Source organism: Streptomyces sp. NPDC005004 (assembly GCF_053600675.1).
Genome location: NZ_JBSGAH010000008.1, coordinates 1 through 16691, shown reverse-complemented (window position 1 = coordinate 16691; position 16691 = coordinate 1). Strand labels below are relative to the sequence as shown.

Genomic DNA, 16691 nt, shown 5'->3' with positions numbered 1-16691 from the left:
ATCGTGACCCTGCGCTCACCCAGCGCGAAAAGCCGTGGCGGCACCGCCGGCCGGCCGCCCAGAATCAGGCGATGGACCCCGTCATCCTCACGACCGACCGCCTCCGGATGCGCGCCCTCGCCCCGGCCGACGCCGACGCGGTGCACGCCGCCGCCCAGGACCCCGCGACCCAGCGCTGGATCTCTTCTTTTCCCTCTCCTTACCTACGCGAACACGCCGACGCGTTCATCGACGGCGTGGTGACCCGGGGCTGGGCGGACGACTCGGAGTACCACTTCGGCCTGTTCCTGCCCGACGGCGCGCTGGTGGGCGTGCTGGGTGTCATACGGCGCGGGCCGGGCGCCGCCGAGGTCGGCTTCTGGGCCACCCGCGAGTACCGCGGCCGTGGTTACGTCACCGAGGCCGTGCTGGCGGCTGCCCGCTGGGCCTTCACGGAACTGTCCGTGGACCGGCTGGAGTGGCGCGCCGAAGTGGGCAACCTGCCCTCCCGCGCGGTGGCCGAACGCGTCGGCTTCACCATGGAGGGCACGCTGCGCGCGGCCGTCGAACACCGGGGCGTACGGCGCGACTCGTGGGTCGGCTCGCTGCTCCCCTCCGACCTCGGGCTGACCCCGGCCGCCCCGTATCTCGCCGCGCCCGATCCCGCGGTCACCCCCTGACCTGCGGGAAGTCCGGGGCGGGCGGCCACTGTCAGTGCCACCCTCTATCGTCGGCGACCATGACGACCCTGCCGCGCCCCGCCACCACCCTCACCGCGGACGACGCCCGCCGTATCGCCCTGCGGGCCCAGGGCCTGCTGGGCGCGCCCGACCGGCGGGCGGGCGTGAGCGGGGTGCTGCGGCATCTGGGCGCGGTCCAGCTCGACACCATCTCGGTGCTGGCCCGCTCGCACGAACTGGTGCCCTACGCCCGCCTCGGCGCCGTCGGCCGCCAGGCCGTCGAGTCGGCCTACTGGCAGGACACCCGCGCCTTCGAGTACTGGTCGCACGCCGCCTGCGTCCTGCCCGTCGAGGAGTGGCCCCACTTCGCCTTCCGCCGCCGCGCCTACCGCTCCCGCCCGCACTGGAACCACCAGTTGCCCGAGGGCGCCTACGACCAGGTGATCAAGCAGCTCCAGGCCGAAGGCCCGCTCACCGCGACCGAGTTGGGGGGCGCCAAGCGCACCAGCGAATGGTGGGACTGGTCCGGCACCAAGGTCGCCGTCGAGCGCGCGCTGATGTACGGCGAGGTGGTGTGCGTCGAGCGGCGCGGCTGGAAGCGGGTGTACGACCTCGCCGAGCGCGCCATCCCGGACGCCCTGCTGCACGACGAGCTGGACGACGCCGAGTGCCTGCGCCGCCTGGTCCGGCTGGCCGGCGAGTCGCTGGGCGTCGGCACGCGCGCGGACATCGCGGACTACCACCGTCTCAAGGCCGAGCAGGTGGAGGCTGTGATCGCCGACTCGGGTCTGGTGCCGGTCGAGGTCGAGGGCTGGTCCAAGCCGGCCTGGGCGGACCCGGTAGCCCTCGCCACCCCGCCGCGCGGCCGCCACCGCACGACGCTGCTCTCCCCGTTCGACTCGCTGATCTGGGAGCGGGCCCGCACGGAGCGCCTGTTCGGCTTCACCCACCGCCTGGAGGCGTACGTCCCCAAGCAGAAGCGGGTCCACGGCTACTTCGCGATGCCGGTGCTCTCGGGCGGGCAGCTGGTCGGCCGGGTGGACCCCGCGCGCGAGGGGCGCACGCTGGTGGCCCGGCAGGTCACGCTGGACGGTCCGAAGGCCGTGGCGGCGGTCGCCGACGCGCTGATCGAGGCGGCGAGCTGGGTGGGCTGCACGGACGTCCGCGTGGAGCGCGTGACGGAGCCCGAACTCCACGCGCCGCTGGCCGCCGTACTGGCCCGCGCGCTGGCCTGAGCACCGGCGGGTGCCGGTCCGGGGTCAGCGGATCTCGAGGATCTTCTCCCGCATCGCGTAGACCACGGCCTCCATCCTGGAGTGGAGCTGGAGCTTCTCCAGGATGTTGCGCACGTGGTTCTTCACGGTGTTCTCGGAGATGAACAACTCCTTGGCGATGTCCCGGTTGTTCATCCCCGTGGCGACCAGCTTGAGGACCTCCAACTCCCGGTCGGTCAGCCGGGGGGCGGGCACCAGCCGGCGCTCGTCGGTGCGCTGGATCATCGACTTGAACTCGGTGAGCAGCTTGGACGCCATGGACGGGCTGATCTGCGACTGCCCGTCGGCCACCGCGCGAATGGCCGTGGCCACCTCGTCGGTGGAGATCTCCTTGAGGAGATAGCCGGTCGCGCCCGCCTTGATCGCGTCGTAGAGGTCGGCCTCCTCGTCGCTGATCGTCAGCATGATGATCTTCGCGCTGGGGGCGACCTCCTTGATGGAGGTGCATGCCTCGATCCCGCCGCGCCGGGGCATCCGCACGTCCATCAGCACGATGTCCGGCAACAGGTCGGCCGCCTTGTCCACGGCCTCGGCCCCGTCGCCCGCCTCGCCGACGACCTGGATGTCCTCCTCGGCGGCGAGCACGATCTCCAGACCTCGCCGGAAGAGGGCGTGGTCGTCCACGACCAGCACTCTGATCGGCTCCGCGCGCGGGGCACCCGCATCAGGATCCCGGCCGAGGTCACCGTGGTCGGCGTCCGGGTCACGCATGGGTCCGAAGGTGTCCGCCATCGTTCCTCCCCCTGAAGGCTGTGGCCTGTGGTCCTGCCATCGCCAACCCAAGGCAGCGGCCCACCGGTTGGGCCGGTGCGGTCATGATTTCATGCCCGGACGCCGCCGCGATGCCGAGCGGGGCGTGAAGTGGTCGCACACCGGTGCCCCTGGGGGCGCACACGCGCTCCAGGGGCACCCGCTCCGCTTCGCCGGGCCGGATCAGCCGCCCAGCGTGCCGCCCGCCGCGGGCGGCTGCACCTCCGCCACCATCGGGTCCGTGCTGAGGTGGATGACGCCGTAGTCGTAGGCGTGTCGCCGGTAGACGACGCTCGGCTCCTTGGTCTCGGAGTCGACGAACAGGTAGAAGTCGTGGCCGACCAGTTCCATCTCGTAGAGAGCCTGGTCAAGGGTCATGGGAGAGGCGACGTGGGTCTTCTCGCGGACGACGAGCGGGCCTTCGCCCGTGACCTCCAGCGAGCCGATCTTCCTGGTCGGCACACCGCCGTCGGACTCCGCGGGCGGAACCGGAACGCCGTCGGGGTAGAGCGTCGCCACGCCCGGCACCACGTCGGGCACCTCGGCCGCCGGGATGCGTCGTGCGCCCCGGCGCACGACTCGCTTGTCGTGCTGCTTGCGCAGCCTTGCCTCCAGCTTCTCCGCGGCCATGTCGAGGGCCGCGTACGGGTCGCTGGCGGACGCTTCCGCCCTGATCACCGGACCGCGGGAGCGGAGCGTGATCTCCACTCGGTCACAGCGGTCGGCCTGGCGGGGGTTCGGCTCCTTGGACACCTCGACGTCGAGGCTCATCACCTTGCCGTCGAGCTTCTGGATCTTCTCCAGCTTCAGCTTCTCGGCCACGTGCTTGCGGAACCGATCGGGCACCTCGGTCTTGCGGCCCTTGACGACGATGTCCACGCAGAACTCCGTTCCCGGATAGCCCCGCAGCAGCGGCGGAGCATCTCCCTTTTGCACCAGGTCCCGGTGGGCCCCGGAACCTTCGGACTCGGTGACGTCCACCTCCTCCTCCCCCGTGGGCGAGATCTCCATCCCGCCGGCGCGGGTGATTGCGGAAATCACACGGCGCGGCATTCGGATAAGCGAGGTCTGGCCTGCGCCTTTCCTCACAACCGAACATATCTCGCCCGGACGTATGTCGTCACCCTCTACTGCGGCGTACCTCCGTTCAGGTGAATTTCCGCTCCTGCTACCTGCAACGACACAGGTAGGAGGTCAGTTCCTGACTATTTCGAAAGAATCCGGGGGCGCGGCGATCACCGCCGCCCGGAGTGCCACTCGTGTGGCCTTCGGTGCCGTCTTTTCCGGTGCACCCTGCACCGAGTTTCCGCTCTCCGATCGGACCCCTGTCTCTCGTTTCCCCCTTCCTTCCCGAGTTCCGCCGGGGTACACGGACGTTCTCTCTCCGCGATGCGAACCGGCCGCCTCCCGCAGCGCCCGCGCCGCCTCGGCGAGGGTCGCGCCCGTCGTCATCAGGTCGTCGACGAGCACGACCCGCCCCGCGTCGAGCAGCCGCGCCCCGCCCGCCGTCACCTCCAGAGCCCCGGCCAGGTTCTCCCGCCGCTCCCGCGCGTCGAGGCCCGCCTGGTCCAGGACCGGACGCCGCTGCCGCAGGACGGCCGCCACCCGGGCCGGAGTGCCACCGCGCCGCAGCCGACCGGCGGCGACGAGCGCCATCCGCCGCACCGGATCGTGCCCCCGCGCCCGCACGGCCGCCCGCGCGGAGGGCAGCGGCACGAGGATCACCGGGCCCGGCGGTCCGTGAACCGCCTCGTGCGGCGACCCGAGCTGCGGTCCTCCCTGTCTCGCCCGTCCCAATCCCGTCGGCCCGTGTCCCCCCGCCCGGAGTCCCGCGGACCCGATTCCCGCCGACCCCAGCCCCGCGCGCACGGCCTCCGCCAAGGCCGCGCCCAGGGCTCCCGTGAGCGCCAGCGCGCCCCGCTCCTTGTGCGCCAGGATGAGCGATCGCACCTCCCGGGCGTACGGCGCCACCGCGTGCACCACCGGCAGCCCGGGCGGCTCGGGCGACGGCCGCACCCGGCGCGGTGCCGCCCCGCCCAGCGCCCTCCGGCACCGTGGGCACAGCACCGTGCGCGGCGCCTCGCAGCCCTCACAGTCGGCCGGAAGCACCAGGTCCGTGAGGTCCCGCCACCATCCCCGCATGGCTCCACTGTGCCGAGCCTCCGGCCTCCCGGCCACCCCTGTGGACAGCGCCCTGTGGACAACCGACGCCCTTGCCCGACCGTCCTCACCCGCACGAGTGAGAAGCGCGCACGAGACCCCGGCCGGACACGAAAGCGGCCCGGATCCCCAAGGGAATCCGGGCCGCTCAGGAGACGTAGGACCGCCTCACCCCGGATAGACCGGCGCCGTCCCGTCCTTGTCCACCTTCTGCCACTGCGCCCCCGAGGGGAGCCGGACGATGCCGTCGTCCGAGGAGGCGACCAGCGGCGCCCGTTCGTCCTCGGCGGCGGCGATCGCCGTCACCCGGGACAGCGCGGCGGGCACCGGGCCCTCCAGCGTGGAGCCGTCCACCTGGACGTACCGCATCTGGTGCACACCGCCCTGCTCGCGGCCGACCACGACGAGCCTGCTGTCCCCGGCCCAGGTCATCGCCGTGACCAGCTCCATGTCGGGCGCGGCCGGACGCGTGCCGACGACCGCAGGGGCGTCGCCCGCCTCGTCCCCGCGCTCGATCCGGCCGATGAGCAGTGACTGCTTGTCGTCCTTCGAGGCCACGACCAGCGCGACCCGCACCCCGTCGGCGGCCACCCGCACATCGGTGATCCGGCCGCGCGGCTTGGGCAGCGCCACGGTCGCCGGCTTCCCGGTGTCCCGGTCCACGACGTAGAGGCGCGGTCCGGCCGGGTTCAGGTCGGCCACCCACAGGTCGCCGCGCGCGTCCCAGCTCGGCCGGGTCAGCCGCGCGTCCTCGGTCGCCCCGATGCTGGTGACCACGGGCTCCCCGAGCGTGCCAGCGGCGGCCAACGGCGTGACGTACAGCGCCCGGCCGTCGGCCGAGACCCCGGCCACCGTGTGGTCGTCCCGCGAGACGGCCACCGACCGCATCTCCTTGGTGCCCTCGCCGAAGGCGCCCGGCACCGGTGTCGCGCTGGTCCCGCCCGCGCCCGTCGGCATCCGCACCAGCCGGTGCTTGCCGTCGAGGAAGTAGAGGTACTGCGGGCTCTGGGCCGAGGCGCGCCACGCGACGTTCTCCGCCCCGTCCTCGTCCAGATCGCACAGCCGTCGCCCGCCGGGCCCCTCCAGCTCGACCGTCTCCAGCGTCGGCGCCAGGTTCCGCAGGGTGAACAGCAACTGGGTGGCCATCTCGCGGCAGCGGGCCCGTCCGACCCGCTCGGCCTGCGCGTTGAGCGGCACGACCAGGCGGTTCTGGTCGTCGGGCGCCAGCCCCGAGACCCCGCGCTGCAGGGCCGTCCCTGTCGGGAAGCTGGACCTGGCCACGGGTTCGAGCCACGAGGTCGGGCCCTTCAGGATCGAGCGCACCATCTCCGTCATCGGGTCGACCTTGCTGCGCACGAACACCGGGTCGGCGACCGCGACCGGCCGGCCGTTCGATCCGGCCCGGGTGTGGGTCGCGAAGTAGTACTTGTCGACCGAGGTGTAGTTGCGCTGGAAGTCGGACTTGCCCATGACGACGCCCGTGGGCGGCGCGTCGATGCGCCACTGACCGCTCTTGGGGTCCTTCGACAGATGCACCTTGGCGCGGTAGGCGCCCGCCGCGGGTTTGTACGCGTGGTCGCCGTCGACCGAGGCGACCTTGCGGCCCTCCAGGACGTAGGTGTCCGGCTGGTGCCCCGCCTGCTCCGGCCCGGCCTGCGTGACACTCGGGCCGTCGGCGAGCACGGTCGCCCGCTCCGGCCGCCAGACACGCGCGGCCGCGGGCGTCAGATACTTGCGGGCCGTGTCGTACTGCGGATCGTCGCTGGTCAGGGCCTCCAGGAAGCCCTGCACGATCGCGTTGGACGACGCTCCCTGGGCGGGCGGCACCGCGAAGACCCGCACCCCGGTGTCCTGCCGGGGCGTGGACTCGACGTCGCGCAGATCGCCACTGTCGGGCATCGAGGCGCATCCGGACAGCAGGACGACCCCGCATACGGCGTACGCCACCGCGCGTCCCGGCCGGCGCCGGGCGCCCCCCTCGCGGTCAGCGACCACTCACTGCCTCCCCTGGCTCGACGGGTCCTGCTGCGCGGCCGCCCCCGGACGGCCGTTCTCCGCCTCGGGCGCCGGGCCCGGAGCGCTGTCGTCGGTGCGCCGTGCGCCGTTCGCGGGCCTGGGCACCACCCGCGCGCCGTTGCCGTTGCCGGGCAGCGCGGTCGGGTCGGCCGTGGCGACGGTCTGGCGCGGCGGCAGCGGCGCCCGCTGCGTCTCGGTCGCCTGCGCGGGCACGGTGGCCCGCTTCTGCGCGGCGCGCTCGCGGCCGGTCTCACGGTTGCGGCGCGAATCCTTGGGTTCCAGCGGGATCGGTGAGCCGCGCAGCGGTTCGTCGGCGGTGCGGGGCAGCGTCAGCCGGAACTGCGAGCCGCCGCCGGGCTCGCCCCACGCCTGCAGCCAGCCGCCGTGCAGCCGGGCGTCCTCCAGGGCGATGGACAGTCCGAGACCGGTGCCGCCGGTCGTGCGCGCGCGTGCCGGGTCGGCCCGCCAGAAGCGGCTGAAGACGCGCGTGGCCTCGCCGGGCTTGAGCCCGACGCCGTAGTCGCGCACCGCGACGGCGACCGCGCCGCCCGCCGCGGCCAGCTTGACCACGACGTCCTTGCCCTCGCCGTGCTCGACGGCGTTGACGACCAGGTTGCGCAGCACCCGCTCCACGCGCCGGGCGTCCGCCTCGGCGATCACGGGCTGCTGGTCGCCGCTGACGCGTATCCGCGTGCCCTTGCGCTCGGCCAGCGGCTCGGCGCCGCCGACGACGCGCCGTACGACCTCGCGCAGGTCGATCGGCTCGGCCTCCAGCGCGGCCGCTCCGGCGTCGAAGCGGCTGATCTCCAGCAGGTCCGCGAGCAACGACTCGAAGCGGTCCAACTGGTCCGCGAGCAGTTCGGCGGAGCGCGCGGTCACCGGGTCGAAGTCCTCGCGCGCCTCATGGATGACGTCGGCGGCCATGCGGACGGTGGTCAGCGGGGTGCGCAGCTCGTGCGAGACGTCGGAGACGAACCGCCGCTGCATCCGCGAGAGGTCCTCGAGCTGCTGGATCTTGAGCTGGAGGTTCTGCGCCATCTTGTTGAAGGCTTCGCCCAGGCGCGCGATGTCGTCCTCGCCGGTGACCTTCATCCGCTCCTGCAGCCGCCCTGCGGACAGCCGCTCCGCGACTCCGGCGGCCATCCGCACGGGCGTGACGACCTGCCGTACGACCAGCCAGGCGATGGCGCCGAGGAGGACGACGACGAAGAGTCCGGCGGTCGCGAGGGTGCCCTTGACCAGGCTGAGGGACTTCTCCTCCTGGGTGAGCGGGAAGAGGTAGTACAGCTCGTAGGGGTGACTGTTCGGGTCGTTGACCTGCTTGCCGATGACCAGCGCGGGCTGCGACTCCTTGCCGTTGCTGTAGACGATGCGGGTGTAGCTCTGCGCCGCGGTCGTACTGCCGTTGACCCGCTCGCGCAGGGCCGCGGGCACGCTGTCGGTCGGGCTGACGTAGCCGGAACCGCGCGGGCTGCGGCCACCGCCGGTGTCGTCGCCGACGGGCAGCGTCACCACGTCGAAGGCACCCGCGCCACCGCTGGAGAGCGACTCCACGAGATCGCTCATCCACTGGATGACGTTCTGCGAGGGCTGACCGTCGGTGCCGGAGACGATGTCGTCCCCGCCACCGGTGCCGGTGTCGCCCGCGGCGGTCTCGTCCGCCTGCTGCCGTGCCACGGCGAAGCCGCCGGCGGCCTGGCTCTGGGACGCCTTCACCTTCGCTTCCAGCAGGCCGTTGCGCACCTGTCCGATGACGACGAAGCCGAGCAGCAGGACGACGCCGAGCGACATCAGCAGGGTCGTGGCGACGACCCTGAGCTGGATGTTGCGTCGCCACAGCCGCATGAGGGGCAGCAGCGGACGGCGGACCCAGCGGATGAACAGACGCACGAACGGGCTGCGCTGGAGCCCGCCGCGCAGCAGACGCGCACGGCGCGAAGCCCCCGACACGTCAGCTCGGTCCGGCCTTGTAGCCGACGCCGCGCACGGTCACCACGATCTCCGGACGCTCCGGGTCCTTCTCGACCTTGGAACGCAGCCGCTGCACATGGACGTTGACCAGACGGGTGTCGGCGGCATGACGGTAGCCCCACACCTGCTCCAGGAGCACCTCTCGGGTGAACACCTGCCAGGGCTTGCGCGCGAGCGCGACCAGCAGGTCGAACTCCAGCGGGGTCAGCGCGATCGACTGCCCGTTGCGCTTCACGGAGTGCCCGGCCACGTCGATCACCAGGTCACCGATGGTGAGCTGCTCCGGCGCCGGCTCCTCCGACCTCCGCAGCCGCGCCCGGATACGGGCGACCAGCTCCTTCGGCTTGAACGGCTTCACGATGTAGTCGTCGGCACCGGACTCCAGACCGACGACCACGTCGACGGTGTCGCTCTTCGCCGTGAGCATCACGATCGGCACCCCGGACTCCGCCCGGATCAGCCGGCAGACCTCGATGCCGTCCCGTCCGGGCAGCATCAGGTCCAGCAGCACCAGGTCCGGCTTGGACTCCCGGAAAGCGGCCAGCGCCTTGTCCCCGTCGGCTACGAAAGACGGCTCAAAACCTTCACCACGCAGCACGATGCCGAGCATCTCGGCCAGTGCGGTGTCGTCGTCGACGACAAGGACTCGTCCCTTCATAAACGACATCATCCCATTCTCGTAACGACGACAGAGGCGCAGGTGAGGCAGCTCACTGGCCTGTGACGATAGTCGTACCGGGGCGTCACTGTCTGCCCCGGTCCCCTCGAGAACGACGCCGACGACGCCGACAGGGTTGACTCACCGGACCGGTTGCCGCTCCGACTTCGCGTACAGCCTGGCCAGCGACTCCGCCGTCACCGGAGAAACGGTGCCCTCCTCGGTGACGATCGCCGTCACAAGTTCCGGTGGAGTGATGTCGAAGGCCGGGTTGTACGCCTGCGTGCCCAGCGGTGCCACGGGGACGCCGCCGCCCGGTCCCGCCACCGGCACCTGCGGCACGCTGAACTCGGTCACCTCGTACCCCGGGCGCTGCTCCACCTCGATGGAGGCGCCGTCCGGAGTCGCGGGGTCGACCGTGGTCAGCGGGGCCACGACGATGAACGGCACGTGGTGGTAGCGCGCCAGCACCGCGAGCGGATAACTGCCGACCTTGTTGGCCACCGAGCCGTCCGCCGCGATCCGGTCCGCGCCGATCAGCACGGCGTCCACCTCACCCGCCGCGAACAGCGAACCGGCCGCGTTGTCCGTGAGCAGCGTGTACGCCATCCCGCTGCGCGCCGCCTCGTACGCGGTGAGGCGGGCGCCCTGGAGCAGCGGGCGTGTCTCGTCCACCCACAGCCGGCGCAACTGTCCCGCCCGGTGCGCGGCCAGCGCCACCGCGAACGCCGTGCCTTCCCCGCCCGACACCAGCGCGCCGGAGTTGCAGTGGGTCAGGACGCGGTGTCCACCGCCCGGCAGCAGCTCGTCCAGCAGCGCCAGCCCGTGCGCGGCCATCCGGGCACTCGCCCGCGCGTCCTCCTGGTGCAGCGCCCGCGCCGCGTCCAGGGCCGCCGTCGTCGCCACGGTCGGGTCACCGCTGACGGCGAGCGCCGCCCGGTACGCGGTCAGGGCCCGGTCCACTCCCACGGACAGGTTCACCGCCGTCGGCCGAGCGTCCACCAGCGCTTGCGCGGCCTCGTCCACGTCGAAACCGCGCGCGGCGGCGAGCGCGACGCCGTAAGCCCCCGCGATGCCAAGCACGGGCGCCCCGCGCACGGCCAGCGAACGGATCGCCTCCACCAGCGCGGAGGCGTCGGTGCACACCAGCTCCACCTCTTCGGTGGGCAGCCTGGTCTGGTCGAGAAGGATCAGTACCGGTCCTTCGGGTGGTTCTTCCCAACGGATCACGGGTATCTCGGTCGGCCGCTTGTCCTCGCCCGGTCGCGCGTGCTGATCAGCCATGCGATGAGTCTGCCCCGGATCCGGCGGACAATTGACGGAGTACGGCTCCACCTCGGCCGGTCACACGACGACCGCCCCATGGCACGATGGCTGCCAACCTGCCGCCGCGATCACGCGGGCACCGTTAAGGAGCTTCGATGAGTGACACTCCGGGCTGGGCGTCGCCCGGATCGACCCCGTCGTCCGAGGGGCGGGAGCCGGGCGCGACCGGCCCCGCCGAGCCCGCCCCCGCCGAACCCGGGGCGAAGCAGCCCGAGGCGTCTTCGCCGGACACGGGCGCGAAGTGGGCGCAGGGGCAGCCCCCGCCCGCCCAGTGGTCCGCTCCGGCCGGACAGCAGGCGCCGGGCCACACCCCGCCTCCCCCGCCCGGGCCGGGCTGGGGCGCCCCGCACCCCGGCGGATACGGAAGCGGCCAGGGCGGCGGCTACGGCACCCACGGCGGCTGGGGAGGCGGCTGGAGCGGTCCTCCGCCCGCGGCCAAGCCCGGCATCATCCCGCTGCGCCCGCTGGGCGTCGGCGAGATACTCGACGGCGCCGTCTCGACCATGCGCACCTACTGGCGCACGGTCCTCGGCATCTCCCTGACGGTCGCCGTCGTCTCCCAGGTGGCCGTGCTCCTCCTGCGGGGGTTCGTCCTCAACGACACCGCCACCTTCGCCGACCCCACCCTCACCGCGAGCGAACTGGGTCGCACACTCGGCCGTGACGTACTCGGCAGCCTGATCGTGGCCGCCGTCCTCCTGCTCAGTTCGATCTTCGCGACCGGCATGCTGACGACCGTGACCAGCCAAGCGGTACTCGGCCGGCCTGTCACCGCCGGGGAAGCCTGGCGCCAGGCCCGGCCCCGGTTGCTCCGACTGCTCGGACTGCTTCTGGTGCTGTCCGCCATCTGCGTCGGTGTGTTCGCGGTCGGCATCGCCCCCGGCGTCCTGATCGGCGAGACCGACGGCTCGGGCGCCGCCATGGCGATCGCGCTCTTCCTTGGCCTCCTCGGCGCCTTCCTGGTCGTCGTGTGGCTGATGGTGCGCTACTCGCTGGCCCCCTCCGCGCTCATGCTGGAACGGCAGAGCGTCCTGAAGTCGATGGGCCGTTCCGCGAAACTCGTGAACGGCTCCTGGTGGCGCATCGCCGGCATCCAGGCACTCGCCTCGGTCATCAGCTACATCGTCTCCTCGATCCTGACGATCCCCTTCCTCGTCGTCGCGTTCGTCGTGAACAGCGGCAGCCTGCTGGACCAGCTCGGCGCCGGACACCAGCACCTGAGCTGGTCGTTCCTGATCATCTCCGGTATCGGCTCGGTGATCGCCTCCACGATCGTCATCCCGTTGAACGCGGGCATCACCGTCCTGCTCTACATCGACCAGCGCATCCGCCGCGAGGCCCTCGACCTCGAACTGGCCCGCGCCGCCGGAGTCCAGGACCACGGCACCGGGCCCGCTCCCGTACCGGGAGGCTGATGCGGTGAGCCTGACGGGGGGAGTTCTCACGGCGGTGCCCGCCCTGCACACCGCCACCGCGTCGGCCGCCCGCCTCCTGCTGCGCGCGGCACACCCGGCCCTGGCACTCGGTCGCTCCGGCGACGGACCACCGGTCACCGTCCCGCGCGATCCCGCGCGGGAGGCGGCCCGGCGCGAACTGTCCAAGCCGATGTACCACGAGAACGACCCCAGCCTGCTCCAGCGGGCCCTGGACGCCTTCTGGGACTGGCTGGACCGGCTGTTCGGCCGCGCCGCCACCGCGACCCCGGGCGGCACACTGGGGCTCGTCGTCGTGGTGCTGTGCGTCGTCGCCCTGCTGGCCGCCCTGTGGTGGCGGCTCGGCACACCCCACCGCACCCCCACCTCCGCCTCACCCCTCTTCGGCGAACGCCCTCGCACCGCCGCAGACCACCGCGCCACCGCCGAGGCACACGCCGCCCAGGGCCACTGGAACCAGGCCGTCCAGGAGCGCGTACGAGCCGTCGTCCGCGCCCTGGAGGAACGGGCCCTACTCGACGCCCGCCCCGGCCGCACCGCCGACGAAGCGGCCGCGGAGGCCGGACGCGCCCTGCCCGACCACGCCGACCGGCTGCGCTCGGCGGCCCGGGACTTCGACGACGTCACATACGGCGGTCGCAGCGCGAGCGAGGAGACGTACCGGCGCCTGAGCGCGCTCGACCTCGACATCCAGCGCGCCCGCCCCGTCCTCGCGGACCACGCCGCCCACCAGGGGGACGCCGGATGACCGCCGAGGCCATGCCGTCGCCCACGTCGGCCTCCCTCACCGCCCGCCAGACGTGGACCCGCGGACGGGGCCTCCTGATCGCCCTCCTGCTGATCCTGACCGGCGCGATCGCCATGGCCGCCATCCGCTCCCACTCGGTCCACGGCGAACTGGACCCCCGCTCCGCCGACCCCTACGGCAGCCGTGCCGTCGCCGAACTCCTCGCCGACCACGGGGTCTCCACCCGCGTGGTCACCACGCCCGCCGCCGCCCGCGCCGCGGCCGGCCCCGGCACCACCCTCCTCGTCGCCGCACCCGACCTGCTGAGCCTGCGTCAGCAGGGACTGCTCTACACGGCCACCCAGTCCTCCGGCGGCCGCACGGTCCTCGTCGCCCCCGGCCCCTGGTCCATCGACCGGCTCGCCCCCGGCGTCGGCGCGGACCCCGCCACCAGCGACCACTCCACCCTCGCCCCCGGCTGCTCCCTCCCCGAGGCCCGGCGCGCGGGCAGCGCCGACACCGGCGGCATCCGCTACACCACGTCCGTCCCCGGCGCGGACACCTGCTACCCCAGCGAACGCCTCGCGACGCTGCTCCGCCTGCCGACCGGCTCCCACAACGGCGACACCGTCGTCCTCGGCGCGCCCGACATCCTCCTGAACAAGCGTCTCGACCAGCAGGGCAACGCCTCGCTCGCCCTGCAACTCCTCGGATCCCGGCCCCATCTGGTCTGGTACCTCCCCTCGCTCGACGACTCGTCCCTCACCGACACCCAGGACCGCAAGAGCCTCTTCGACCTGCTCCCCTCGGGCTGGCTCTGGGGCACCCTGCAACTGTTCGTCGCCGCACTCCTCGCCGCACTCTGGCGGGGACGGCGCTTCGGCCCGCTCGTCCCGGAGAACATCCCCGTCGCGATCCGCGCCTCCGAGACCACCGAAGGACGCGCCCGCCTCTACCGCAAGGCCGACGCCCGCGACCGCGCCGCCGACGCCCTGCGCGCCGCGACCCGCACCCGCCTCGCCCCGCTCGTCGGCGTCCCGGCCGCCCAGGCCCACACGCCGGAGGTCCTGCTCCCGGCCCTCTCCGCCCACCTGGCGGACGGCGACGGCCAACCCGCCCCGCAATCCCTCCTCTTCGGACCGCCACCCACCGACGACGCGGCTCTCGTCGCCCTCACCGACCGACTCGACGCCCTCGAAAGAGAGGTACGCCGTCCATGACGGACCCGACCACCGACAACGCCGGAAACACCGGGGACGCGGACACCGCCCGAGCCTCCCTCGAAGCCCTGCGCGCCGAGATCGCCAAAGCCGTGGTCGGCCAGGACCCCGCCGTCACCGGGCTGGTCGTCGCCCTCCTCTGCCGTGGACACGTCCTCCTCGAAGGCGTCCCCGGCGTCGCCAAGACACTCCTCGTGCGCGCGCTCGCCTCGGCCCTCGAACTCGACACCAAGCGCGTCCAGTTCACCCCCGACCTGATGCCGAGCGACGTCACCGGCTCCCTGGTCTACGACGCCCGCACCGCCGCGTTCTCCTTCCAGCCCGGCCCCGTCTTCACCAACCTCCTCCTCGCGGACGAGATCAACCGCACCCCGCCCAAGACCCAGTCCTCCCTCCTGGAAGCAATGGAGGAACGTCAGGTCACGGTCGACGGCACGCCCCGCCCGCTCCCCGAGCCGTTCCTCGTCGCGGCCACCCAGAACCCGGTGGAGTACGAGGGCACCTATCCGCTCCCCGAGGCCCAACTGGACCGCTTCCTCCTGAAGCTGACGATCCCTCTGCCCTCACGGCAGGACGAGATCGACGTCCTCACCCGCCACGCGTCCGGCTTCAACCCCCGTGACCTGCGTGCCGCCGGTGTACGCCCCGTCGCCGGTCCCGCCGACCTCGAAGCGGCCCGCGCCGCCGTCGCCAAGACCACCGTCTCCCCCGAGATCACCGCCTACGTGGTGGACATCTGCCGTGCCACCCGCGAGTCCCCCTCCCTCACCCTGGGCGTCTCCCCGCGCGGCGCGACCGCCCTGATCGCGGCGGCACGCGCCTGGGCGTGGCTGACAGGCCGTGACTACGTCATCCCCGACGACGTGAAGGCCCTCGCCCTGCCCGCCCTGCGCCACCGCGTCCAACTCCGGCCCGAGGCCGAGATGGAGGGCGTGACCGCCGACTCCGTCATCAACTCCGTCCTCGCACACGTCCCGGTGCCCCGCTGATGCCGCTCACCGGACGCGCCGCCCTGATCGCGGCCCTGGGTTCCGTGCCCGTCGGTGTCCTGGAGCCCAGTTGGACCGGGCTCCTCGCGGTCAACGGCTCCCTGGCCCTGGCCTGTGCCTGCGACTTCGCTCTCGCCGCACCCGTGCGACGCCTCCTCCTCACTCGCTCCGGCGACACCTCCGTGCGTCTCGGCGACGCCGCCGATGTCACACTCACCGTCACCAACCCGTCCCGCCGTCTGCTGCGCGCTCGTCTGCGGGACGCCTGGCCGCCCAGCAGTTGGCAACCAGGCACCGAACTGGACAGCTCCCGGCACCGCCTGACCGTCCCGCCCGGCGAACGCCGCCGCGTGACGACCCGGCTGCGCCCCACCCGCCGCGGCGACCGACAGACAGACCGGGTGACCATCCGTTCCTACGGCCCCCTCGGGCTCTTCTCGCGCCAGGGCACCCATCGAATCCCCTGGACACTACGGGTTCTGCCCCCGTTCACCAGCCGAAAGCACCTCCCGTCCAAACTCGCTCGATTGCGTGAACTAGACGGTCGTACAAGCGTCCTGACACGCGGTGAGGGCACCGAATTCGACAGCCTCCGCGAGTACGTCCCCGGTGACGACACCCGCTCGATCGACTGGCGCGCCACCGCCCGCCAGTCCTCCGTGGCCGTACGCACCTGGCGCCCCGAGCGCGACCGCCGCATCCTGCTCGTCCTGGACACCGGACGCACCTCGGCCGGCCGCGTGGGCGACGCACCGCGCCTCGACGCGTCCCTCGACGCCGCGCTCCTTCTGGGCGCCCTGGCCTCCCGCGCGGGCGACCGCGTGGACCTGCTGGCCTACGACCGCCGGGTACGCGCTCTCGTCCAGGCGAAGTCCGCGGGCGACGTCCTGCCCTCGCTGGTGAACGCGTTGGCCTCCCTCGAACCGGAGCTCGTGGAGACCGACGCCCGCGGCCTCGCCGCCACGGTCCTGCGTACGGCTTCTCGCCGTTCCCTCGTCGTCCTCTTCACCACGCTCGACGCGGCCCCGGTGGAGGAGGGCCTACTGCCGGTACTCCCCCAGCTGACGAGCCGCCACACGGTTCTCGTGGCTTCGGTGGCCGACCCGCACATCGCGGCGATGGCTCAGGCACGGGGCGACGTCGACGCCGTGTACGAGGCTGCGGCGGCGGCCCAGGCTCAGCGTGAGCGCGCGCGGACAGCGGATCGACTGCGGCGCCACGGCGTGACGGTGGTGGACGCGACACCGGACGAGCTGGCGACTGCGGTCGCGGACGCATATCTCGCGCTGAAAGCGGCCGGCCGACTTTGACCGTGCGTTCCCGTGTCCCTTCCCCTCTCCTCTTCGGAGGAGAAAGGGCCTGCAAAAGGGTCCGGAAGAATGTCCCGGAACGCAGAAAACCCCCGCACCATTGGTGCGGGGGTTTTCTTAAAATTTGTTCGGCGGCGTCCTACTCTCCCACAAGGTCCCCCTTGCAGTACCATCGGCGCTGTGAGGCTTAGCTTCCGG

At 72.6% G+C, this 16691-nt stretch carries 14 protein-coding genes and 1 rRNA gene; 7 read left to right on the top strand and 8 right to left on the bottom strand.

Annotated features, from left to right (window positions below):
* Positions 1-71: 71 nt before the first annotated feature.
* The gene (locus ACWEEU_RS13115) at positions 72-659 is read left to right on the top strand and encodes a GNAT family N-acetyltransferase (protein WP_451731620.1); all 588 of its coding nucleotides are present in this window, start codon (positions 72-74) and stop codon (positions 657-659) included.
* A 59-nt stretch (positions 660-718) separates the two neighbouring features.
* On the top strand, positions 719-1894 hold the full coding sequence (locus ACWEEU_RS13110; RefSeq protein WP_385743733.1) for a winged helix-turn-helix domain-containing protein: 1176 nt from the start codon (positions 719-721) through the stop codon (positions 1892-1894).
* Positions 1895-1918: 24 nt separating this feature from the next.
* On the opposite strand, the gene ACWEEU_RS13105 is transcribed toward ACWEEU_RS13110, so the two are convergent.
* The 7 genes from ACWEEU_RS13105 to mtnA form a co-directional block, all read right to left on the bottom strand.
* Complete coding sequence (locus tag ACWEEU_RS13105) at positions 1919-2665, bottom strand: response regulator (RefSeq protein WP_199588150.1); 747 nt, start codon at positions 2663-2665, stop codon at positions 1919-1921.
* A 201-nt stretch (positions 2666-2866) separates the two neighbouring features.
* Positions 2867-3562, bottom strand: coding sequence for a ribosome hibernation-promoting factor, HPF/YfiA family (gene hpf / locus ACWEEU_RS13100; protein WP_451732101.1), 696 nt, complete (start codon positions 3560-3562; stop codon positions 2867-2869).
* 315 nt (positions 3563-3877) lie between these two features.
* Positions 3878-4339 (bottom strand): ComF family protein, encoded by a 462-nt coding sequence (locus tag ACWEEU_RS13095; protein ID WP_451731616.1) that lies wholly within the window; start codon positions 4337-4339, stop codon positions 3878-3880.
* A gap of 672 nt (positions 4340-5011) precedes the next feature.
* Positions 5012-6838 carry an LpqB family beta-propeller domain-containing protein gene (locus tag ACWEEU_RS13090; RefSeq protein ID WP_451731613.1) on the bottom strand — a complete coding sequence of 609 codons (1827 nt, stop codon included), beginning with the start codon at positions 6836-6838 and terminating at the stop codon, positions 5012-5014.
* Positions 6839-8809, bottom strand: coding sequence for an MtrAB system histidine kinase MtrB (gene mtrB / locus ACWEEU_RS13085; protein ID WP_385743725.1), 1971 nt, complete (start codon positions 8807-8809; stop codon positions 6839-6841). It abuts the gene before it with no gap.
* A 1-nt stretch (position 8810) separates the two neighbouring features.
* The gene (mtrA, locus tag ACWEEU_RS13080; RefSeq protein WP_190045392.1) at positions 8811-9500 is read right to left on the bottom strand and encodes a two-component system response regulator MtrA; all 690 of its coding nucleotides are present in this window, start codon (positions 9498-9500) and stop codon (positions 8811-8813) included.
* A gap of 129 nt (positions 9501-9629) precedes the next feature.
* Positions 9630-10772, bottom strand: a complete 1143-nt coding sequence (gene mtnA / locus ACWEEU_RS13075) for an S-methyl-5-thioribose-1-phosphate isomerase (protein WP_385743723.1) — start codon at positions 10770-10772, stop codon at positions 9630-9632.
* A 137-nt stretch (positions 10773-10909) separates the two neighbouring features.
* On the opposite strand from mtnA, the gene ACWEEU_RS13070 reads away from it, so the two are divergent.
* The 5 genes from ACWEEU_RS13070 to ACWEEU_RS13050 are packed head-to-tail and all read left to right on the top strand — an operon-like array spanning position 10910 to position 16493.
* Entirely contained in the window at positions 10910-12229 is a 1320-nt protein-coding gene (locus tag ACWEEU_RS13070; protein WP_451731609.1) for a hypothetical protein, read from the top strand.
* 4 nt (positions 12230-12233) lie between these two features.
* Positions 12234-12995 carry a DUF4129 domain-containing protein gene (locus tag ACWEEU_RS13065; RefSeq protein ID WP_451731606.1) on the top strand — a complete coding sequence of 254 codons (762 nt, stop codon included), beginning with the start codon at positions 12234-12236 and terminating at the stop codon, positions 12993-12995.
* Entirely contained in the window at positions 12992-14194 is a 1203-nt protein-coding gene (locus tag ACWEEU_RS13060) for a DUF4350 domain-containing protein (RefSeq protein WP_451731604.1), read from the top strand. The genes ACWEEU_RS13065 and ACWEEU_RS13060 overlap by 4 nt, the downstream gene beginning before the upstream one ends.
* A complete protein-coding gene (locus ACWEEU_RS13055; RefSeq protein WP_451731601.1) occupies positions 14191-15183 on the top strand; it encodes an AAA family ATPase in 993 nt (330 codons plus the stop codon). Before ACWEEU_RS13060 ends, ACWEEU_RS13055 begins: the two co-directional genes overlap by 4 nt.
* Complete coding sequence (locus ACWEEU_RS13050) at positions 15183-16493, top strand: DUF58 domain-containing protein (protein ID WP_451731599.1); 1311 nt, start codon at positions 15183-15185, stop codon at positions 16491-16493. Before ACWEEU_RS13055 ends, ACWEEU_RS13050 begins: the two co-directional genes overlap by 1 nt.
* A gap of 126 nt (positions 16494-16619) precedes the next feature.
* Here ACWEEU_RS13050 and rrf read toward each other — a convergent pair.
* Positions 16620-16691, bottom strand: a 5S ribosomal RNA gene (gene rrf, locus ACWEEU_RS13045); the annotation flags it as partial.